This window comes from Bacillus sp. PK6-013, from assembly GCF_054161445.1.
On record NZ_CP096417.1, the window covers coordinates 1,507,451 to 1,527,481 of the forward strand.

17 protein-coding genes and 6 pseudogenes are annotated in these 20,031 nt (G+C 39.4%); 12 read left to right on the forward strand and 11 right to left on the reverse strand.

The window, feature by feature from the left end; genetic code table 11:
- Window positions 1-344 precede the first annotated feature (344 nt).
- Window positions 345-1,814, forward strand: a complete 1,470-nt coding sequence (locus M1E03_RS07635; protein ID WP_234026542.1) for a TcaA 3rd/4th domain-containing protein — start codon at window positions 345-347, stop codon at window positions 1,812-1,814.
- A gap of 13 nt (window positions 1,815-1,827) precedes the next feature.
- On the opposite strand, the pseudogene M1E03_RS07640 reads toward M1E03_RS07635, so the two are convergent.
- Both M1E03_RS07640 and M1E03_RS07645 read right to left on the reverse strand, forming a co-directional pair.
- A pseudogene (locus M1E03_RS07640) lies at window positions 1,828-2,001 on the reverse strand (sigma factor-like helix-turn-helix DNA-binding protein); the annotation flags it as partial.
- A gap of 25 nt (window positions 2,002-2,026) precedes the next feature.
- Window positions 2,027-2,416, reverse strand: a complete 390-nt coding sequence (locus M1E03_RS07645; protein WP_026579236.1) for a hypothetical protein — start codon at window positions 2,414-2,416, stop codon at window positions 2,027-2,029.
- A gap of 111 nt (window positions 2,417-2,527) precedes the next feature.
- Here M1E03_RS07645 and M1E03_RS07650 point away from each other — a divergent pair, with 111 nt between their 5' ends.
- The 5 genes from M1E03_RS07650 to M1E03_RS07670 all read left to right on the forward strand — a co-directional run bounded on the left by M1E03_RS07650 (window position 2,528) and on the right by M1E03_RS07670 (window position 7,203).
- On the forward strand, window positions 2,528-2,902 hold the full coding sequence (locus M1E03_RS07650; protein WP_026579237.1) for a UPF0715 family protein: 375 nt from the start codon (window positions 2,528-2,530) through the stop codon (window positions 2,900-2,902).
- A 384-nt stretch (window positions 2,903-3,286) separates the two neighbouring features.
- Window positions 3,287-4,132, forward strand: coding sequence for a MerR family transcriptional regulator (locus M1E03_RS07655; RefSeq protein WP_105981100.1), 846 nt, complete (start codon window positions 3,287-3,289; stop codon window positions 4,130-4,132).
- A gap of 241 nt (window positions 4,133-4,373) precedes the next feature.
- Window positions 4,374-4,943 (forward strand): flavin reductase family protein, encoded by a 570-nt coding sequence (locus tag M1E03_RS07660; RefSeq protein WP_219192032.1) that lies wholly within the window; start codon window positions 4,374-4,376, stop codon window positions 4,941-4,943.
- A 362-nt stretch (window positions 4,944-5,305) separates the two neighbouring features.
- Window positions 5,306-5,998, forward strand: coding sequence for a FadR/GntR family transcriptional regulator (locus M1E03_RS07665; RefSeq protein WP_105981098.1), 693 nt, complete (start codon window positions 5,306-5,308; stop codon window positions 5,996-5,998).
- A complete protein-coding gene (locus M1E03_RS07670; RefSeq protein ID WP_219192033.1) occupies window positions 5,995-7,203 on the forward strand; it encodes a CynX/NimT family MFS transporter in 1,209 nt (402 codons plus the stop codon). Before M1E03_RS07665 ends, M1E03_RS07670 begins: the two co-directional genes overlap by 4 nt.
- Before the next feature lie 269 nt (window positions 7,204-7,472).
- Here the strand turns inward: M1E03_RS07670 and M1E03_RS07675 are convergent, their stop codons facing one another.
- Complete coding sequence (locus M1E03_RS07675; RefSeq protein WP_035338395.1) at window positions 7,473-8,210, reverse strand: MurR/RpiR family transcriptional regulator; 738 nt, start codon at window positions 8,208-8,210, stop codon at window positions 7,473-7,475.
- Window positions 8,211-8,419: 209 nt separating this feature from the next.
- Here M1E03_RS07675 and M1E03_RS07680 point away from each other — a divergent pair, with 209 nt between their 5' ends.
- Together M1E03_RS07680 and M1E03_RS07685 are read left to right on the forward strand one after the other, a co-directional pair.
- Complete coding sequence (locus M1E03_RS07680) at window positions 8,420-9,748, forward strand: 6-phospho-beta-glucosidase (protein ID WP_020452298.1); 1,329 nt, start codon at window positions 8,420-8,422, stop codon at window positions 9,746-9,748.
- 60 nt (window positions 9,749-9,808) lie between these two features.
- Window positions 9,809-10,624: a Cof-type HAD-IIB family hydrolase gene (locus tag M1E03_RS07685; protein ID WP_096748246.1), complete on the forward strand. Its 816-nt coding sequence runs from the start codon at window positions 9,809-9,811 to the stop codon at window positions 10,622-10,624.
- Between the two features lie 133 nt (window positions 10,625-10,757).
- On the opposite strand, the pseudogene M1E03_RS07690 reads toward M1E03_RS07685, so the two are convergent.
- The 5 genes and pseudogenes from M1E03_RS07690 to M1E03_RS07710 form a co-directional block, all read right to left on the reverse strand.
- Window positions 10,758-11,156 (reverse strand): annotated as a pseudogene (locus M1E03_RS07690) (hypothetical protein); the annotation flags it as partial.
- Window positions 11,157-11,200: 44 nt separating this feature from the next.
- A pseudogene (locus M1E03_RS07695) lies at window positions 11,201-11,445 on the reverse strand (ImmA/IrrE family metallo-endopeptidase); the annotation flags it as partial.
- A 345-nt stretch (window positions 11,446-11,790) separates the two neighbouring features.
- Window positions 11,791-12,348 (reverse strand): GNAT family N-acetyltransferase, encoded by a 558-nt coding sequence (locus M1E03_RS07700; protein WP_025811115.1) that lies wholly within the window; start codon window positions 12,346-12,348, stop codon window positions 11,791-11,793.
- Window positions 12,349-12,692: 344 nt separating this feature from the next.
- Window positions 12,693-12,931, reverse strand: a pseudogene (locus M1E03_RS07705) (hypothetical protein).
- A complete protein-coding gene (locus M1E03_RS07710) occupies window positions 12,850-14,067 on the reverse strand; it encodes a DUF418 domain-containing protein (protein ID WP_039072861.1) in 1,218 nt (405 codons plus the stop codon). The pseudogene M1E03_RS07705 and the gene M1E03_RS07710 overlap by 82 nt, the downstream one beginning before the upstream one ends.
- A 265-nt stretch (window positions 14,068-14,332) precedes the next feature.
- On the opposite strand from M1E03_RS07710, the gene yrkP reads away from it, so the two are divergent.
- From yrkP to psiE, 3 genes are read left to right on the forward strand one after another with little or no spacing between them, the layout of a single operon-like run.
- Window positions 14,333-15,028 (forward strand): two-component response regulator YrkP, encoded by a 696-nt coding sequence (gene yrkP / locus M1E03_RS07715; protein ID WP_026579256.1) that lies wholly within the window; start codon window positions 14,333-14,335, stop codon window positions 15,026-15,028.
- Window positions 15,015-16,313, forward strand: coding sequence for a two-component system sensor histidine kinase YrkQ (gene yrkQ, locus M1E03_RS07720; RefSeq protein ID WP_219192038.1), 1,299 nt, complete (start codon window positions 15,015-15,017; stop codon window positions 16,311-16,313). The genes yrkP and yrkQ overlap by 14 nt, the downstream gene beginning before the upstream one ends.
- Before the next feature lie 45 nt (window positions 16,314-16,358).
- Window positions 16,359-16,775, forward strand: a complete 417-nt coding sequence (gene psiE, locus M1E03_RS07725; protein WP_023855272.1) for a phosphate-starvation-inducible protein PsiE — start codon at window positions 16,359-16,361, stop codon at window positions 16,773-16,775.
- A 903-nt stretch (window positions 16,776-17,678) separates the two neighbouring features.
- On the opposite strand, the pseudogene M1E03_RS07730 reads toward psiE, so the two are convergent.
- A pseudogene (locus M1E03_RS07730) lies at window positions 17,679-17,985 on the reverse strand (sigma factor-like helix-turn-helix DNA-binding protein); the annotation flags it as partial.
- A 506-nt stretch (window positions 17,986-18,491) separates the two neighbouring features.
- Between M1E03_RS07730 and M1E03_RS07735 the strand changes: the two are divergent.
- Window positions 18,492-18,599 (forward strand): annotated as a pseudogene (locus M1E03_RS07735) (YolD-like family protein); the annotation flags it as partial.
- A gap of 326 nt (window positions 18,600-18,925) precedes the next feature.
- Here M1E03_RS07735 and M1E03_RS07740 read toward each other — a convergent pair.
- Together M1E03_RS07740 and M1E03_RS07745 are read right to left on the reverse strand one after the other, a co-directional pair.
- Complete coding sequence (locus tag M1E03_RS07740) at window positions 18,926-19,483, reverse strand: hypothetical protein (protein WP_023855269.1); 558 nt, start codon at window positions 19,481-19,483, stop codon at window positions 18,926-18,928.
- Window positions 19,484-19,550: 67 nt separating this feature from the next.
- Entirely contained in the window at window positions 19,551-19,991 is a 441-nt protein-coding gene (locus M1E03_RS07745) for a hypothetical protein (RefSeq protein ID WP_161513142.1), read from the reverse strand.
- Window positions 19,992-20,031 lie beyond the last annotated feature (40 nt).

The following is a 20,031-nucleotide window of genomic DNA, read 5'->3' on the forward strand; positions in this document are numbered from 1 at the left end:
CTTCAAAATTACTTTTTAGTTTGATTTTTATTTTGCCAATACTTTATTTTATGTCTTTTTGGAGTGGATGGGATTCACTATTAAAGTGGTTCTCTCTATTTATTTGGATTGTGTTTTGTTTATTTATTTTGCAACCTGTACTTTATCGTTATGATAAGACAAAAGCTTAAGATTTTAGCTAAAGGAGAGAGAGTAAAACAACTCCCTAAAAAGGAGTTATTTTTTATTGGTGAATAACAATTGTTTTCATCTATTTTATTTTATTAATATTTGTTGACTTGTGTTCTTGTTTTAATAATCATAAATTTATTTTAAAACGGAGTGTTTTTACGTGAATGTAGAAGGTGTGGAATAAAAAAGAGCTTATAGGATGTTGTGTAGCCCAGCTTAAAAATCTGGGCCTTTATGTTTATAGAATTAAAGGATTTTTTGGAGGGAAAAATGGTAAATTACCTTTTTTTGATGATAGAATAGTATGTAATAGCATAAACAAGGAGGATTTTATGAAAAAGAAATTTTTATTTATTGGAGTGCCAATTGTGGCAATCCTTGCAATCATTTTATTTATTTTAGGGAGATCCCCTGAACCTTCAGATCTCGCAAAAGAATTTGAAGAAAAAATTAAACAAGAAGATGCTAAGGGATTATTGAAACTTGTTAAAGTTGACAATGGAACGAAGTGGGAAGAAAGGGAAGCCGAAAGTATAATCAAGTATTTAAAAGATGATGAGTCTGATTATAAAGATCAAATCATGCTATTGAATGCACAGGCCAGTTACTATGAGTCAGATGGAAAAGCCAATAATTTAATTTCGCAGCAATATCCTGGGGAAAGTATATCTAATATTGGTCCTTTTTATATCACAAAGGAGAAAGGGATTTTTGGGGGCGAAAAATACGTTTTAAAGGCCCGTGGTTATAAATTAGAAGTACATGCAGCTAAAGGAGCTAATGTTACTTTTAACGGTGAAACAATTGATATGCAAGGTAAGGATTCCAAGGAGCTAGGTGTTTTTGGACCAGGGGTATATACCATTAAAGGCAGCAAAAAGTATGATTATACAACGGTTGATGATAAAACGGAAGTGACGCTTTTTGATCCTGAAAAATTTGAGAAAACCGCCAGCCTTAATTTTAGCGGTGATACGGTTTCTGTAAACTCTGACATTCCGAATACAAAGGTACTTGTTGATGGGAAAGAATCAGGAGAGTCTATTTCCGAAAATACGGAGTTTGGCCCCGTAAAAGACGGAATTAAGCTCCAAGGAGTAGCTGAATTTCCATGGGGAGAAGGAAAAAGCGAGGCAGTCACAGTCCAATCAGACACTACGGAAGAATATAACCTTACACCTAATCCAATTGTCAACGATGATATGAGAGAAAAATTAAAATCGCAGATCAATGATTTTGCTAAGGATAGAAATGAAGCTAAAGTGAAAAAAGATGCAAATAAGCTCAAAAATGTTTCAGACAATTTGAAGAAAAGCTACATAGATGTGATTAAGAATTATGACAAAGAAAATTACTATGAAGGAAAAGCTTTGGGTACTCGCATTGACTTTTCTAAGGTGACTTACGAAAACGGCAGCGGGGGAAAACAGTTGATCCATATTCCTGTGGAATTTCATCTGAAATCGAGAGAGGTTTATGAATTTATGGATTCAGAGCTTGAAGAAAATTTCGATGAAGAAATCGTAACATTACAATATGATGAAGAGAAAAAAAGCTGGATTATCGAAGGTGAAAAAGATGACTATGAGTCATCGAATAATGATTATATGGCAAGCAAGGATGTAGCCAAAACAACTTTTTAAGATAATTAGCCCTTCATGATTGAAGGGCTAAATTCTTTTCTGCTTGTTTTTCTTTCTTAACCCTTTCCTTTTCTTCTTGATAAAACTCATGGAACATCTACATTAAATCGCGTTTTTCAATCCTGGAAACATAATTGCGTGAGATCCCCAGTTCCTTTGCAATTTCTTTTTGTGTTTTTCTTTTTTGAAATTAAGTCCAAACCTTATAAACTTCATATACTCCGTCTTTGTAGGAAGTTCATCCCATGAAAGCTGAACGCAGCATCAGCTATAACATTTAAGTGACCGTTTTGAATTTGATAAGCCATTAAATCTTCAGCATATGATTCTTCAGATGAATTTAAAGCTTTTTCTCCTAAGCCATTGGTGACGTTTAGAGTAACCACCTTCTTTAACTCTTCCTTTTGAAAGATCCCTATTTTATATTTATCTCCAATTGTTGACACATCATCACTATATTCATTAAAATCACCTTCATAAACTGGTACTCCATTTTTGAAAAACTTGTATTCGTCTCCGTTTTCGTTTACCTTTAATGTAACATGTCCATTTTTTACTTTTGTTTCAATATCAGGTATCTCTTTCGCATAACCTCTAGGCATTGAACGTAAACAAAGAAACAGAATTACAAGAAGGGTAGAACAAAAAACTTTCTGACGGGAATTCCACCGATCTTTGAAAAATTGTTTACAAAAGAAAAGGAGTTTTAACTAATGCGGATTTTTGGTGGGATTATTCGTTATTTATGTACAGTTGCCTTTTCGGTTGTATCAGCGGCAATTGTCTACACGTTGATGTTTTTAGAAGGGTTTGGTTTTTCGTCTTTTAGAGCGATAAGTTTGTTTATGTTTGTTGCTTATTTAATCTTTGCTACACCAATACAAATCTTTCTAAATCGCAAACCCAAAAAATATCATGGATGGTATTTGCTAACTTACTTTATAGTCTCTCTTGTCGTTTGTGGAATTTTAGCCTTATTGACTAATTACGCTCTGACTGCTTTTGTTTCGTATAAACTATACCTTTTTAGTTTTCTTTTGGCTTTAATTTATTGGTTTTGGGACTCTGTTTTTAGACAAAAGAAATAGAGCACATAATATAAAGCCAAATTTCCCCCCTTTATTTTTATTTGTGTGAGTCAATTGTGCCACATGAAATGATAATCCCAAGAAAATATACATATTTTTAAAAAATTTAACCTTTTTTAGTCGTGCATCTAGATACAGCACTTACTTAATAAGGGACAACTGAACCAGCCAGCATCAACGATGAAAACAGCCACATCCTTATTAGGATATGGCTGTTCTCTTTTGTGCCTGCTTAACGAGCAATCGTTATGAGACAGGAACGATCATTGCTTGGTGGATATGTTGAACAAAGAACGAAAAAAGAAGATTGTCTTAAACAGGTTATTCACAAGATCGTTCAGTTGAGGTCGTCTTAGAACTAACAAAGAAGAAAGGATGAGATTGATGAAGGAATATTTTTCAATCGGGGAAACAGCCCGTCTAAATAACATTTCCATTCAAACATTGCGCTATTATGATAAGATCGGAATTTTCAAGCCTCAATGCACAGACCGGGATAATGGCTATCGATATTACCATGTTAAACAGTTTTTTTATTTAGATATTATAAAATATCTCAAATCTATTAAAACACCTTTGGGAGAAATTAAGCGCATGATTTCACATACATCTACCCCCGAACGGATGCAAGCCTTTCTTGAGGAGCAAGAAAGCGTGATTGAGCGTGAGATGGAAAGACTCGAACGTGCCAGGGAATTGCTTCAAAGAAGAAAGCACCAGCTTAATGAACAATTGGAGATACGCACTAAAAAAGAAGAAGGTCTAGTTTATGTTCGACATATAGGAGGCCAAACCATTTTAAAAGCAGTGACACCTCAAGTGAATCCTCATGACCAATCAGATTTGTATTACCGAAAATTGGCTGAAGTTCTTGAAGAAAGAGGAGATATCGTTGATAACTATTATGGATTGATTTATGATTTAAAGCCCTATAAAGATTCCGGTGATATTTATTGCTACAGCGTTTATACGACGATTTATGATGGAGTAAAGATAGATACAGGGGAACAAAACATGAATATAGATATAATCCCATCCGGCGAATATGTATGTATTTCATTTGATTGCACGGCAACAAATTATTTTGACTACTATCAAAAACTGTACCATTTTATTGAATCACATGGTATTCAAACGGATGGAAAAGTATATCAAGTTTCTTTTCCAAATAGCTATAACTCATTAAAAGAAGAAGACTTCCTCACAGAATTTAGAGTGCGGAAAAAATAACAATTCCCTTGACCCTATAGTTGCTATAGGGTTTATGATTTATGCATCGTTCTGATGAATATTCGAAAGGGAGGATGAATAAAAATGGCAGAAAATAAGACGCTTCGGTTACTCATGCCAAAAAGCCTGCTGGAAGCCCATTTATTAAATTCTAAACGAATGGTTCATTTGAAGAAGTACCTGGCAACTTAGATGTGTGCCTCTCAAATTTAATGAATCTAAAACAAAAGGAGCGATGAAGATGAGAGCACCGATAGATGAACTCATTTGGTACGCCTACCCTGGAATGGTAGCTGTCGTTACGGCTCAATATGAAGGTGAAAAAAACGCAATGGCTTCCGGGTGGCATACGTATATTGGATCTTCTCCCGGAATGTATGGGATATCGATAAATAAAGAGACATATACTTACAAATTGATTGAGAAAAGCGGCGTTTTCGGTGTGAATTTTCTTCCGGGGAGATGTTCGGAACTCATTCAAGCATTAGGTACCCATAGCGGCAGAGATATAAATAAATTTGAAGTGTTTCATATTCAATACGAAGAAGGACTAAAAGCTGAGATACCGATTTTAACTGATGCGTATTTCGCTTATGAGTGTAAAGTACACAGTATTTCCACTTTGGGCGATCAAGAGTGGATTGCGGGAGAAGTTTTACAGAGATATCAAGATCAAGAGCTTTTCTTAAAAAATGGTATGCCGAATTTAGAAAAATTGGATGTTCCGCTTCATATTGGAGGGTCCAGCTATCGAATATTAAATAGTCTAGCAGAGGAGCGTCAACACGTTTTTTATCCCAAAACTGATTGAAACATTCAGGTTCCTCCGCATAGAGTAGATCCAATCAATGAATGTATCTGCAGCGGCCTCCGCTGGAACTCCATTGACTTATACGAAGCAAAAAAGAGACCCAAAGACTGCAACGCTTCTCTTTAAGAAGGCTTTGCGGTCTTTTTATATTTCTAAGGTTCAATTCATTTTACCCTCCAAAAGGTATTTAAATTTCCATTTGCAGACTATCTGTTTTTGTTTTGGGAAAATTGCAAGTTAAAATTCATCTTCATTAATCCTATTATTAAGTTACTTTTGTTGTCTTAATTTCATAGGCATGATAAAATTCCAAATAACCAAACATCCTATGTTTGATAAATGCATTACAGGAGGATAGACACATGCTTCAGAAAACAAACCGGCAGACGCTGGTTGAGCAAGTCGCACTACAAATAGAAAGTATGATCGAATCTGGTAAGTGGGGTGTCGGGATGCGCATTCCTGCCGAGCCGGAGTTGATGAACGAGTTGAATGTTAGCCGCAATACATTAAGGGAAGCAATTCGGGCATTGATACATGCGGGACTCTTGAAGACGAAACAAGGTGACGGAACTTATGTCTGCTCTTCAAGTGCCTTGGGAGCCGTGTTGAAAAAACGCATTTTGCGATCAGATACGCTGCAAACATTAGAAGTTCGATATGCACTCGAACGAGAGGGAGCTCATCTTGCTGCACAACGCAGAACCGATGACGAGGCGCGCGACCTTCTTCTTCAGCTGGAACGCTGCGAGGCAGCGGCAGAAATCGGTGACATTGATAGCTTTGTAGCGGCCGATATTGATCTGCATCAAAATATTGTCAAGGCATCTCATAATGAAATATTGATTGAAATATACAGTCATATCGCAGAAGCGTTACAAGATTCGATTACAAGCCTGACCCGTTATGAAGTAGATGCGGATTTCTTGGAAATGCACCGTCAACTGGTCGAAGCGATTGTTGATCAAAACGCTGCTCGTGCCGTGGAAGCAGTTCATCGCTATATCGGGGAATCGAAAGATGTTATTGCCGGTGAAGAGGGGGAGCGGCTATGAGCGTACAAAGTGGTACAAAGCCAACTGAAACAAAGCTTTCGTTCTCATTGAGTTTGCCGATCATCATAGGCATTGTCCTTATTTCACTGACGATGCGGTCACCGCTGACATCGGTAGGCCCACTGGTAGGTTCGATTCGCGAGTCCCTTGGATTATCAAATACTGCGGCAGGCTTGCTCACGACATTGCCGTTGCTTGCTTTCTCGCTTCTTTCCCCCTTCGCACCTATCTTGGCGCGCCGCTTCGGGATGGAACGGATTATACTTTATGCCTTGGTTCTGCTCATGATAGGTATCGCTGTCCGCTCTCTGTCCGCAACAGTTCCTTTGTTTGCAGGCACCGTTTTGCTTGGGCTTGCGATTGCGGTGTGCAACGTGCTAATTCCAGGTCTGGTTAAACGGGATTTTTCTCATAATGTCGGTTTGATGACAGGACTGTATTCAGTATCGATGAATTTATGCGGGGCGATAGCCTCCGGTGTAAGCGTCCCGCTCGCCCGCAATCTCGGTTTTGGCTGGAATGGCGCACTTGGAATCTGGGGTCTGCTCGCTCTGATAGCCGCACTATTCTGGTTTCCTAAAGCGCGGGCGAGTCACGCGTCAGCCGGAATAACAACTAGCGGTGCGTCGACGCGGCGAAGTCTGTGGCGTTCACCGTTGGCATGGATAATTACACTTTTTATGGGATTGCAGTCTTTGCTTTTCTATGTATTGATCGCTTGGTTACCTGAAGTCATGACAAGCCGGGGCTTGAATGAAGACAGCGCTGGCTGGATGCTATCGCTGTTTCAATTTGCTTCGCTTCCCGTATCATTCATCGTACCAATCGTTGCGGGACGCATGAAGAACCAGCGTTTGCTGGTTGTCATCATGACTGTCCTGTTTTTTGTTTCATTAGGTGGCCTTTATTTTGGCGATAATGCACTTATTTTGTTCTGGACAATTTTACTCGGAATTGCTGGGGGATGTGCGTTCAGTTTGGCTATGATCTTTTTAAGCTTGCGGACGAAAGATGCCACCGATGCGGCTTCCTTGTCTGGTATGTCCCAATCTGTCGGATATTTGCTGGCTGCAACAGGACCGATCTTGTTTGGTTTGCTCCATGATGTCACGGCAAGCTGGAACCTCCCAATATTACTGTTGCTTATGGTCAGCATTCTGCTGTTCATATTCGGTCTGGGCGCGTCAAAAAATCAAACGGTATAAAGGGCTCTGTTTCAGCAAAACTCTTGCTGAAAGAGCTCATGAACTGCCCAGAATAAATAAAAATAAATTGAATTGGTGTAAGTCAAATCAATTGCAATAGCTAGGTTGAGGGCCTGGTGAAATAAAAGGGAAGCCGGAACTTATGGACCGGCTTCTTCTTCATTTCCCCTTCTTCCGCTTCTCCGCTGGTAAAGCTAATGAAATATCTACTGTAACTTAAGGAATGTTTAAGGGCGATCACAAGTAGATACTAGATCAGGCCAAAGGTATCAATTCGATTGTTTATTACTAAGCCTATGTATTTCACGAGCCATTGATTCCAAAATATACATAACGGGGATTTGCGTAGTAATATTAGCATTTTCAAACCACTCTTCCGTCACGTAATACGAGATATTAATGTCGGATATTCTGGCAATGGTGGAGTGCTTATGATTTGTAATACTGATCACTTTACTTCCTTCTTGCTTGAGCTGATGAAGATGAGTGACTGTAGAATGGCCTTCACCTGAGACGGATAAAGCAATCGTGATGCTATTGCGGCGGAATTGGGAATGTGTCGGAAAGTAAGGATCTTTAATATACATTGAAAATTTGCCTAAACATGAGAAGTACCTTGCTCCGTACTCAGCAAGAATACCTGAGCTTCCTACGCCGATAAAAATGACACTCTCCGCTTTGGTAATTAGAAGCGCGGCCTCCGCAATCTTTTCTTCAATGTCTCCTTTTAACGTTCTCTCAAAAAACTCGGCTATTGAATGTTGGGAACTCTTCAATACCGTCTTTTTATCTTTTTCTAACTGCATTTTAAGCTTTACTTTAAATTCCGAAAAACCCTCACAATTTAGTTTTTTACAGAAACGCAGAATGGAGGCTGTTGATACGTGCGTTTCATCTGCCAATTCGCGGATTCGCATATAGACGACTTTCTCGCCATTTTGACAAATGTAATTATATAAAGAAGTTTCCAGTTCATTAAACGAAGCGATGATCTCATGGGTAAACATGTATGCGGGGCTCTCCTTCCCTTGACCCTTTCTGCTAACTCCATCTTAGCATACCTGCTTCCTAAGAAACATAGTGTTACATATGTGCAACAAATGACTTCTTGTGTGATTAAAAACAACATGTTACCGGCTTATTTACCGGCTTGCTCATCTGCAGATACAATTGATCCATAAGTACTTTTGCTAAATTACCCGGAGGTGTAAAGAGGATGACACAAGGAATTAAAATTGTCACGATAGGCGGGGGATCGAGTTATACTCCTGAATTAGTAGAAGGGTTTATCAAACGGTACGATGAATTGCCGGTTCGAGAATTATGGCTGGTAGATATTGAAGCGGGAAAAGAAAAATTAGAAATCGTCGGAAACCTTGCGAAAAGAATGATTGAAAAAGCCGGTCTTCCAATTGAAATTCATTTAACGCTTGACAGGAGATCAGCTTTACACAATGCCGATTTTGTTACGACTCAGTTTCGCGTAGGGCTGCTTGATGCCCGTGCAAAGGATGAAAGAATACCTTTGAGTCACGGGGTTTTAGGCCAAGAAACAAACGGACCGGGCGGATTGTTTAAGGGACTGCGTACCATTCCTGTTATATTGGATATTGTAAAAGATATGAAAGAGCTATGTCCGGATGCCTGGTTAATCAACTTTACAAATCCTGCCGGAATGGTGACCGAAGCTGTCCTTCGCTACACTGACCATAAGAAAATCGTCGGCTTGTGCAATGTTCCAATCGGAATTGAGATGGGGATCGCCAAGCTCTTGGATGTTGATCATTCACGGGTTCGCATTGATTTCGCCGGTCTCAATCATATGGTATATGGATTGGATGTATACGTCGACGGAGTCAGTGTAAAAGAGAAAGTGATGGAGCTGTTATCAGATCCGGAGAACAGCAGTTTTGTAAAAAACATCGAAGGGCAAGGCTGGGAGCCGGAATTTATTCGGGCCTTAAATGTATTAACCTGTCCATATCATATGTACTATTATAAGACAGATGAAATGCTGCAAAAAGAATTGGAGAACTTTAAAAAGGGAACAACGAGAGCTGAAGTCGTTCAGAAGCTTGAAGAGGAATTATTCGAGCTGTACAAAGATCCCGACCTGGCCGTTAAACCGCCTCAATTAGAAGAGCGCGGCGGTGCGTATTACAGCGACGCAGCCGTTCGTCTCATTTCGTCTATCTATAACGATAAACGTGATATTCAGCCGGTTAACACAATCAACAATGGAGCGATTGCAAGTATTCCGGATGACTCTGCGGTTGAAGTAAGCTGTGTGATTACAAAGGAAGGTCCAAGGCCAATCGTTCATGGTGATCTGCCAGTTGCAGTCCGGGGACTCGTTCAGCAAATCAAGTCATTTGAACGAGTAGGCGCCGAAGCCGCTGTAACAGGAAGCTATGATACAGCTTTGCTGGCGATGACGATCAATCCGCTTGTCCCTTCTGATAAAATCGGCAAAGCGATTTTAGATGAAATGCTTGAAGCGCATAAAGAGCATTTGCCAAGGTTTTTTAAAAAAATAGAAGCATAAGGGGGGAGTAGTTGGTTAAATTGGACGTTCACTTTATGTTCAGCTGATAAGGAGGAAAAAGTGAGCATAAAACTAATAGCGGTTGATATGGATGGAACATTTTTGGACGATGACATGAAATATAACAATGATCGTTTTATGAAACAATATCATGAATTAAAAGCACGGGGAATAAAATTTGTGGTTGCAAGCGGCAATCAATATGATCAGCTTAAATCCTTTTTTCCATCAATTAAAAATGAAATAGCTTTCGTTGCTGAGAACGGTGCTTACGTAATAGATTCGGGAAAAGAAATATTCTCAGGCGAAATGTCTAAAGAAACGATAAAAAAAGTTATTGATGTTATAGAAAAGTATGAATACACAAATCTAATTGTTTGCGGAAAAAAAAGTGCTTATATACATGAAGATGTTCGCGACGATGCGTATAAGCATGCTCGTAAATATTATCATAAACTGCAAAAAGTGCCTCATTTCGAAAATCTGAATGATAAAATATTCAAGTTCGCCACAAGCTTTTCCACGAAGGATGTTTCAGGACTTTTACGCGGCTTGAAAAAGTCAATCGGTTCTCTCGTTACTCCCGTATCAAGCGGACACGGCGACATCGATTTGATTATACCCGGCCTTCATAAAGCAAGCGGGATTAAAATCCTTCAAAAGCGGTGGGGCATTCGTAATTATGAGTCAGCTGCATTTGGAGACAGCGGAAACGACCTGGAGATGATTTCCACTGTTCAGTATGGAATCGCAATGGAGAATGCCCAGAAAATGATTAAAGTTGCTTCCCGGTATATAACACAATCCAATAACGAGGAAGGCGTCTTAAATGCCATAGACGCCATTCTTAAAAATGAAGAACCGTTTATATCATAATTCTAAAATGGAAAAAGCTTATGAAATGCCTTATCGCTTCATAGGCTTTTTTTGTTGAAAAATAGATGTTTCAATACCTTAGCTGCATAAGTTTCGCTTTAATTGAAAGCTTAATGAAATAGACGCCGGATTGTTAGGCCGGCTTCTGCGAGATCACTTTCTCTAGGCTTTCTTCCTTCTCCGCCCGGAAAAAACCATGAAATATCTTCATTAACGCGCGCTTTTCAGATTCGGGGCTCCGCGAAATCCCGAGCTCCTTCGCGATACGTTTGTTCTTTATTCCAATCAAGGCCAAAGCGGCCGACGATGACTTCCTTTTCCCGTCCGTCCATAATGTCGATGTATTTTTTGACTTTTTCAAACTCTGTGCCTGAGCTGGATGGTGTCGATGACGTCTTCGTTTTCCGATCCTGAGGACATCGATGAGGCTGATTTCGTTGCCTTCTTTGTCCTGGCCGATCGGGTCATGGAGAGAGACGTCTTTTTTCGTTCTTTTCAAGGCGTGCAAATGCATGAGGATTTCATTATTCATTACAAAAGGGGGGTGCACAGATTTCCTATCACTGATTGATTAAATCAATGTTGAGTCAGCCTCCTGTAATACTAGCGAATGAAGGAGATACTTTAAATAGCCAAGCTGCATTTTCAATTGCCTGTGATTATATGTACGAAAGGTTAATATTACGTAACATGAAAGTTCGAATGCAAAAGTGCATACCATGTACAGTTCGGCTTTTTCGGCTGTCCAAGCATATATTATAAATTCCGCTGTATTTAAGTGCGAAGCTTGTAACAGGTTTAAACGAAAGCCTGATATCTAGGTATTATGCTTTAAACACACATCTGGATTTCTCTAGAAAAGCAAAGGTATTTGGGGGTTTATGTAAAAAATAGTAAATGCCTTATGCGACAAACAGGCTGTAGAGCAAAGTGAAGCATATCATCAACTTTCTGACCGATATCAAACATGAAAACTGAATAAACCCTCTTAATAGAGGTTTTTTATTTATGTATTGGATTGGTTTAAAATTTACAATTGAGTCAAAAGGTGAAAAAGCTCTATCCTATTTCTAGGATAAAGCTTTTTTTATTGTTAGACAGCATTAATACATTTCTCTAAAAAAGTTTCCAGAAACTCTCTGCGGCATCTCGCCGTGTTCAATTGTTTAGTCCTTTTTTTTCATAATCTTTACAAATCTGAAAAAGTCATCATCATCCGGCAGGGGCTTGTCATCTTCGCGTCCATTGCGATGTATATGCGGATCAGAGTGATGTTCATTGTAGAACTCTACGATATGGAATCCACACTTATTCACATAGAAGTTGATATTTCGCTTTTCGAAATAAGGTGTCACGGTTTCCCAAAGCACAGTATCCGGATACTGTGCTTCAATCGCTTTCCAAGCAGAAAGACCAATCCCTTGGCTGTGATATTCTGGAGATACATAGAATAAATCTAGCGAATTATGATTTGTTTGGCTGTTGATACGTACTACTGCACCACCGACATTCTTACCATCCTGAAGAATATGATATACCACCGCTCCGGGAGCATTGAAAGACTCCTGAACATCATTGTCCGATGGAATCGGTCCATCTTCGCAATCACCGAACGTTTCAATCACGGCGATCGCAAAGGCTTCTTGTAATTTTTTTTGGAATTCTGGCAGATCAGATTCCTTTGCTAGTTCCAGAATAACTTTTGGTTCCTTTTTTGTTTTCATGATTGTTCACTCCCTCAGTTGCTGAAATATCGAGTTCAGTCGTTCAGTAGAAACATTCCAGCTGTTCTACGAGCCCTTATCACAAAAAGTGATTCCGTCGCTTTTTCTTCCGCGGTAAATTTGGCGTTAAAATACTTCAAAAGCTTTCTCCTGTCTTTTTGTATGATTTCTTTTTCTTTGTTTCATTGGAAAACAAGCTGCATGTAACCCTTATTTACTATCGTTCACTACCGTATTAAGTGTGTATGCGGGATTTGTCATCATTCTCGAATTTTTCCTGCGAAAAGATACAAAAATAGTCGAATGAGGCGCCTTTGACTATGAACATGCGTAAAAGATTCAATTTAGATTCGATCATGAGCAATGCACATTGAGTAAACTCTGTAGCCCAAAGAAGCCTAAATGATATAAAAATAACTAGTCCATATATCAAATCTGTCCGTTTAATGCCCGCTTCATTCAACAACACTAATTTGAAGTCATGCAATCTGTGCAAGGGGGTTATTTCTGAATAGATTTTTCCGAATGCAGCGGAGTTGCTTTGGGACTCCCGTTTAATTTGCCATACGTCAGCTTGCGCCATATTAATTCCATCGGACCGTACTTAAATCGTCTCAACCACAATGTACTAAAGATCATAAGCACGAAATACACGGCCAGACTGAACATGAACGTGCCGGCGGATTGAATATGATCCGCAAGCCCGAATCCGTACCTGAGGAACAGAACTGTTCCAATGATAGAGTGAAGCAGATAACAGGTCAATGACATCCGTCCGACTTTGGTGAATATCATCATAGGGCCTCGCAGCTGAGGAACGTATAGAAACAGCATTGCAAAAGTGCTCATATAAAACATACTTCCGGTTAAGCCGCCATTTTGACTCAAGACAGAGGAAATGTCCTTCCACAGCATATTCTCAGAAAGATTAAACATGTCTAGTAATATACTGCTTTGTGTTATTAGAAAAGCGATTGTGCTAATGATCCAGATACGCTTCCATATAGGCTTTTTCGCTTCCATGTCTTTGAAAAATTCCATCTTAACAAAGTACACGCCCAGCAGAAACATGAGAAACATGGAATAGATCATAGAGAAAGAGCCAGCAGCCATCGTGACCATATCTGTCCACCGAGTGCTGATGGATTCCACGTAGGTAAGGCTGCTGTGGCTAAACAAAGTAAACTCTGAAAAATTTGGGTTTTTTGACCCTGCAGTATTGATGACATTGTACAACATTGTGAAAACAGGAGTCAGGAATTGAAACACGATAAGTGCGATAATCCATCTAAGCACCGTTTTGGCCGTGCGTTTATAGAAGGCGAGTAACAGGAAGCCGCTTACGGCGTAAAAGGCTAATATGTCACCGACCCAAACAAATGTGATGTGCAAAATGCCAAATCCCAACAGGATAGATAACCTACGGGCAAACAGCTTGTTGGGACTATCTACCTTCTGCGCGGCTCGATCCATAAAAATCATAAACCCAACCCCGAACAGGAAGGAGAATAACGTAACGAATTTCCCTTCGGCAAACCAGGAAACCAGATTGTGCAGTACGTCATCGGAGGTCATTTCGAATCCCTTTACTGAATCTACGATCAGAAAATAATTGACAATAATAATGCCCAGCAAGGCAAATCCGCGTACGATGTCCAGAAAATGAACCCGTTCCCGCAGACTCACCGGTTGCCCGTGTCCTTCTTTTTGTACAGTCATATCAATGCTCCTTTTCCATTTATCATCGCAATGTTGTGGTTCGGATCTGAAAAACCTGAGCCTTACAATGGATAAATATAAAGACCGAATCTTAACAATTTATGAAGAGTCATCGTTTTTTTAGAAAATGTGACAAATTTGTGGCGGGCATCAGCTTTCATAAATTGTTAAGATTTACGTAGTATCTTATAACGTACTTAACTATGAACGATATATAGTAAGGACACACGAGAAATAACATCAAGAATCATGAGGTGAGAGAGACATGACCCATCGAATATTAGTCGTAGAGGATGATCAGGATATTGGTGATCTTTTGGAGGAATCCCTTACGCGTGCAGGCTACGAGGTGCTAAGAGCCAAGGATGGAAAGCGAGCATTGCAACTTGTGGATGACTCGCTTGATTTGGTTATTTTGGATATTATGATGCCAGGCATTTCGGGAATTGAAACATGTCAGCACATCAGGAAATCCTCTAACGTCCCGATTCTGTTTCTGACGGCCAGATCGAGTACACTCGATAAAACTGAGGGGTTACTCGCCGGCGGCGATGATTATATGACTAAACCATTCTCGGAAGAGGAACTTCATGCTAGAGTGATTGCTCAATTACGCAGGTATACTATCTATCAGGAAAAGAAGGAACAGGAAGAAACATTTCTTATCGGGGGCAAACTAAGAGTGAGCGAAGAATTTAATGAGGTCTGGAAAGAGGAGCAGCAAATCAAGTTGTCAGATCTGGAATATCGTATCCTGAAACTTCTGATGAGCAAACGCAACAAAATATTTTCTGCCCAAAATATATATGAGAGTGTGTGGGGACAGCCTTACTTTTACTGTTCCAACAATACGGTGATGGTGCATATTCGGAAGCTGCGCTCCAAAATTGAGGATGATCCGGCACGTCCGGTTTATATAAGAACTGAATGGGGAAGAGGATATCGATTTGGCGCATCGTAAATTTACGCTAACCAAAAAACTGGCTTTGCTGATCATGGTTGCTGCGTTTGTGAGTGGTGTGATCTTTCTGACGTTGCAAAAAATCACAGATGATCTGATCGAGGGATATCTGAGTTCGGATGAGTATTATCACGAGGAGTCAGCAAGATACATTCAAAAATTCAGCAAGTACGTTTCAGAAAATAAGTTGTCTACATCAGATAGAAAAGCGTTTGGTGAGTGGGTCAAAAAAGAAAATTACATTAACCTCACCATATTCAAGGATCAGGAGCTGCAATATGATTCCATTTATTCCGAATCGGATTATGGAAAGGAAAAGCTGACTCAGTACGCTCAAAATCATTCACATCCTGTCAAGTTTAGCGATGGCGAAGGAAGAGTCATTATCGACGGTTTCTACTCTTCCCGATATTATAGTCTGGCCTTTACATTGGATTTGCTCGGGGCAACCCTCATCTTTTTAATCATTGTTCTCTTTGGCATTCGCCAAAGTCTTCGCTACCTTAAAACGATTCACCAAGAGATTCATATTCTTGAAGGGGGCGAACTGGACTACGAGATGACGATAAAAGGGCATGATGAATTAGCGATGATTGCAAAGAGCATTGAGGATCTGCGGAAAGCTTTCCTGGACAAACTTAAAGCGATCGAGGAATTGCAAGCTGAGAGCCGCAGCCTGGTTACCGAAATGTCGCACGATATGCGCACACCGCTGACGTCGCTGATCATGAATCTGGAGTTTGCCAAAAAAGCGGGAGGCGAAGCGGGTACCAGCAAAGATCGGTATGTAGCCAATGCTTATGGTAAAGCACTGCAATTAAAAAGCTTGTCTGACAATCTGTTTGCGTATTTCCTGCTGGACAAGGAATATGAGGCCGATCTGGAGACCGTTGCAGTAAAAGAAGTGATCTACGATCTAATATCAGATCAGATTGCTATCCTTCATCAGAAGCATTTCCGGGTCCATATTTCAGGCGAGCTGCCGGAAACCTATATTAACGTGAATTTGGAGGAGCTTGGTCGTGTATTTGATAATGTGATGTCAAACTTATTTAAATACGCAGATCCGGAAGAAGAAATCAGCATCACGTTTGTATCGGATCAAGAGATATTTGAGATCCATGTTAGCAATACGATTAAACTTGCGGATATAACACCGGAAAGCAACGGACTCGGTGAAAGGAGCATTGCGCGAATGATGTCCCGCATGCAGGGACAGTTTCACAGTATACAAAAGAATTCTAAGTACTACATTGTGCTACGATTTTGGAACACCAAGATGTAGGCTGAGAATAAAAACCACGAATATATTGAAATAGGAGACAACATGATGAGATTTTCCAACAAATTCAAAAAGGTGCCTTACCTGTTACAAGCGCTTCTCAATGTCTGTCTGTTCTTCCTGGCGATAGCCTTAAGCGCACTTCTGATCAGTGAGACATGGTACATTGTGCAATTCGTATACAAGTCACTGTTCAACAAAGTGGACAGCTATTATGAGATGCTTGGAGAACTGCTTATATTCTTCATGTACTTTGAGTTCATTGCTTTGATTATCAAATACTTCAAATCAGACTTTCATTTCCCGCTTCGCTACTTCATTTATATTGGCATCACAGCTGTCATTCGTTTGATTATCATCGATCATGATCAGGCGATCTCAACGTTCTGGTGGGCGATGGCCATTCTTGCAATGATCTGTGGATTCTTTATTGCAAATAGACGAAATTCTGTTGTTGAACATTAATAAATTAGTTCACTTTATGCCGAGACGCCGCCGAAATGTCCTAATTGTGAATGGGAACTGGAACAGAATAAAAAAATTGATAATCGGTATTTATAAGTCTAGCTGTTTAATGTCAGTTCAGAAATCTGTAGTGGATCAAAGTGGATTGTGGTTGTGAGTGGATATCTGAATGTATTTTTTGGCTACTTTAACAGACATGTCCCGATGACATAGCATTAAGAACTGAAAATCGCTTCTTTATTTTAAAAGGAAGAGGTTAAAATTCTTAATAAATAAGATGAAAAAGTTAGGATGGACGTTTATTGTTTTTTCTCGCTATTTTTTAACCATAATTGATATAAACGTATAGATAAACGTATAGAAATGATAACAAATGAATATAGAGTGTGTAATGAAAATAAACTTTCATAACCAATGAGATAGATTTACTATATTGAGGGCCCAGTAATATAGAATACAGATCGATGGTTCAAGCCATCGGTTTTTTATTTGTTTTCATACTGAAAATCACCCATTAGGACAAACAGTTATTACATAACATTACCCAAGGTGTGATGCATTTATGAAGGTGATGCTCATCGAGGGACCGCCAGCTGACAAATGCATGAACGATTCCTCTCATTATTTAATAAAACTTGATAGGAAGTAGATCCAGAGTGATGGCAATGTATATAAGGGTATGGATCGAGCAACCACACCCAGATCGAGGCCTGTATAAAGAAAGCAGGGACGATGCGATTAAAGAACTCATAATCAAGTTATCTGCTATGATCCAGATTGTCTTTCTCATAGAGCTTATTAGTGTGCAAAAACGATTTTCATAACTCTTTCATCTATTTCTTTTAAAAGAAACTTTAGTGAAAATAGAGAAAAGCCGGAATGTCCAATCCGGCCTTTGCTAAATTATGTCCCCTTCGCCTTCTTCCGCTTTTCCTTCTCAGCCCGGTAAAACTCATGAAACATCTTCATCAGCGCGCGCTTCTCAATCCGCGACACATAGCTCCGCGAGATCCCAAGCTCCTTCGCGATCTCGCGCTGCGTTTTTTCCTTCTTCAAATCAAGACCGAAGCGGCCGACGATGACTTCCTTTTCCTGTCCGTTCAGAATGTCGATGTATTTTTTGACTTTTTCAAACTCTGTGCCTGAGCTGGATGGTGTCGATGACGTCTTCGTTTTCCGATTTGAGGACATTGATGAGGCTGATTTCGTTGACTCCTAGAGGTTATCCGTTTTTGTTGTATTAAAGTAATAAAGAATTTTTAAGTTTAACGTTATTTAAAAAAGAAACATACATACGTATTTGGTATGTCCCCCATGATGCTATTCACACGTATGAAAGTAACGGTCTTGAAAATATGTGGGGAGACGCACAAACAATTGCAATGAAAATTAAAGATGACATGAAAAGATAATTTGGTTTGCCATGAACTGTTGGAATTGAACCGAATACGCTGCTGGCAAAACTCTGTCTTGACACGAGTTTTTGGGCATGCCGAGATGTGAAAACAAAGAAATTTCAGTTTCCCTTTCCAATATTCAGGAGACAATTTAATCAAGCTCAATCTATTTCGCCCTGATCAAGAAAAAAGCGAATACTTGGGTACGTTATGGACGGTTTCAGAGAACGGTACGGCTCGTCAGCACTTCTACACGAAGTTTTTTATACAAACGCCGGAATCGCACGATTGAGATTAAAGTTAGAAAGGAAAATTGTGTATGCTGCGGGACAGAGGAAGTATCAAATGGGTGTCAATGATGTTACCGGAACACGTTGAATTGCTCAAAGAATATCATGAAAGTCTTGATAAAGTGAAAAAGCCGGTTGGTTGTCATATCATTTTTAATGACCTTTCTAAAATGGAGTCGTGTAGTTTATACGGTCACTGATACTCCTTCGTCTATATCCACTTACATTCTTCTGCTGAATGATAATGTCCATTACTCTATCTAAATTGCTCCCAGCTCTTTTGATGTTGTAGATGATGCACAAAGAGCTTTTTCTACACACCTGCAGCCTTTCCTTGTGCAAGAGGGGAATAGTCTACACGTAGCCCCACATGCACTACTTATCCCATTTTCTTCTCCCCACTGAAAAATTCTGATCTCTCCTTCTCTAAATATTTATATAGACACAGTATTTTTTACTGTGCCTATCCTAACTTTTCCCTTGATATCTCATCTAGGTTAGAAAAAAGAATGTCACACCCTAAGAATAGAAATGTAATAAAAAAGGATAAAAGTAACTCTCCACCTTGAAATATGGATACATTACTTAGATGGCTATTTGTAACATACTCTATGGAGAAATAAACGGCTATCCACGCAACAGCAAACTCAAATATATAAGTTATCCACTTAGGAATTCTGAGAAATATTGAGAGTCCTTTTATAACTGCCATAAGTATAAGCATGTAAACAAGTGCTAATGCGCTTACTAATAAAGAAAATATGTATAAATCAGATCTAGAGCTATAATTTACATAGTCGCCTAAGAAATGATTAACACCTAAAGAAACAAAATAAATAATTAGGCTAGGAACAGCCATGGCAAAGAATAAACAAAAGCCTATGAGGAGGATAAAAGATATGAACGCCAAGGTGTTTGGGGGATTATCTATAACCCCCTTTTTAATCAAAAGTAAAAACAAAACACAGGAAATAACCAAACATGAAAGTATAGCTAGAGTTATTGCTGTAAAGATAGTCATCTTTGACCTCCATTAGAAAAGTGCCATTAGTGGGGAACTAACAGCACTTTCTTAAATTTTTTATTCGTTAAATCAGCGTAATAATGAATTTTGCCAATGCTCTTGCCACATCAGGCGGACAGCCAATGCCTCTCAGTCCATTATAAAACTGATTCTCAGTCCATTTTTCGCCTTTATCCATCAACTTAGCTACTTTAGCAGAGTTTTTTCTAACCCATGCGGCGGCCTTTGGAGACAAAGGTCTAAGCATTTGCGATAAAACCCAACCTCCTGAGCGGAGAGCTAATTTAAAGGCTTTATAAGTCCATGACACTGCGCCTTGAGTTTGAAAATTCCCATTAGCAGTAGCTACTGTTTTAACAGGTACATTCTGTGACTTGATAGCGTTTTGTACCCCTTTATGAACAGTCACTTTCATAGCAACAGGAGTAGCTGACGCTGTTTTTTCAGATGCTAATGCACCTGATGTGCCTAAGAAAGATGTAAGAAGCGTGGCGCTTAGAACCACTGAAGCTATTCTCTTTTTATTTTTCCTATATATTTATCTC

Bases quoted from the DNA above. Each gene is read 5' to 3' on its own strand.
- M1E03_RS07645 (WP_026579236.1), bottom strand. From the start codon at position 2,416: ATGCCTAGAGGTTATGCGAAAGAGATACCTGATATTGAAACAAAAGTA.
- M1E03_RS07650 (WP_026579237.1), top strand. From the start codon at position 2,528: ATGCGGATTTTTGGTGGGATTATTCGTTATTTATGTACAGTTGCCTTT.
- M1E03_RS07655 (WP_105981100.1), top strand. From the start codon at position 3,287: ATGAAGGAATATTTTTCAATCGGGGAAACAGCCCGTCTAAATAACATT.
- M1E03_RS07660 (WP_219192032.1), top strand. From the start codon at position 4,374: ATGAGAGCACCGATAGATGAACTCATTTGGTACGCCTACCCTGGAATG.
- M1E03_RS07665 (WP_105981098.1), top strand. From the start codon at position 5,306: ATGCTTCAGAAAACAAACCGGCAGACGCTGGTTGAGCAAGTCGCACTA.
- M1E03_RS07670 (WP_219192033.1), top strand. From the start codon at position 5,995: ATGAGCGTACAAAGTGGTACAAAGCCAACTGAAACAAAGCTTTCGTTC.
- M1E03_RS07675 (WP_035338395.1), bottom strand. From the start codon at position 8,210: ATGTTTACCCATGAGATCATCGCTTCGTTTAATGAACTGGAAACTTCT.
- M1E03_RS07680 (WP_020452298.1), top strand. From the start codon at position 8,420: ATGACACAAGGAATTAAAATTGTCACGATAGGCGGGGGATCGAGTTAT.
- M1E03_RS07700 (WP_025811115.1), bottom strand. From the start codon at position 12,348: ATGAAAACAAAAAAGGAACCAAAAGTTATTCTGGAACTAGCAAAGGAA.
- M1E03_RS07710 (WP_039072861.1), bottom strand. From the start codon at position 14,067: ATGACTGTACAAAAAGAAGGACACGGGCAACCGGTGAGTCTGCGGGAA.
- yrkP (WP_026579256.1), top strand. From the start codon at position 14,333: ATGACCCATCGAATATTAGTCGTAGAGGATGATCAGGATATTGGTGAT.
- psiE (WP_023855272.1), top strand. From the start codon at position 16,359: ATGAGATTTTCCAACAAATTCAAAAAGGTGCCTTACCTGTTACAAGCG.
- M1E03_RS07740 (WP_023855269.1), bottom strand. From the start codon at position 19,483: ATGACTATCTTTACAGCAATAACTCTAGCTATACTTTCATGTTTGGTT.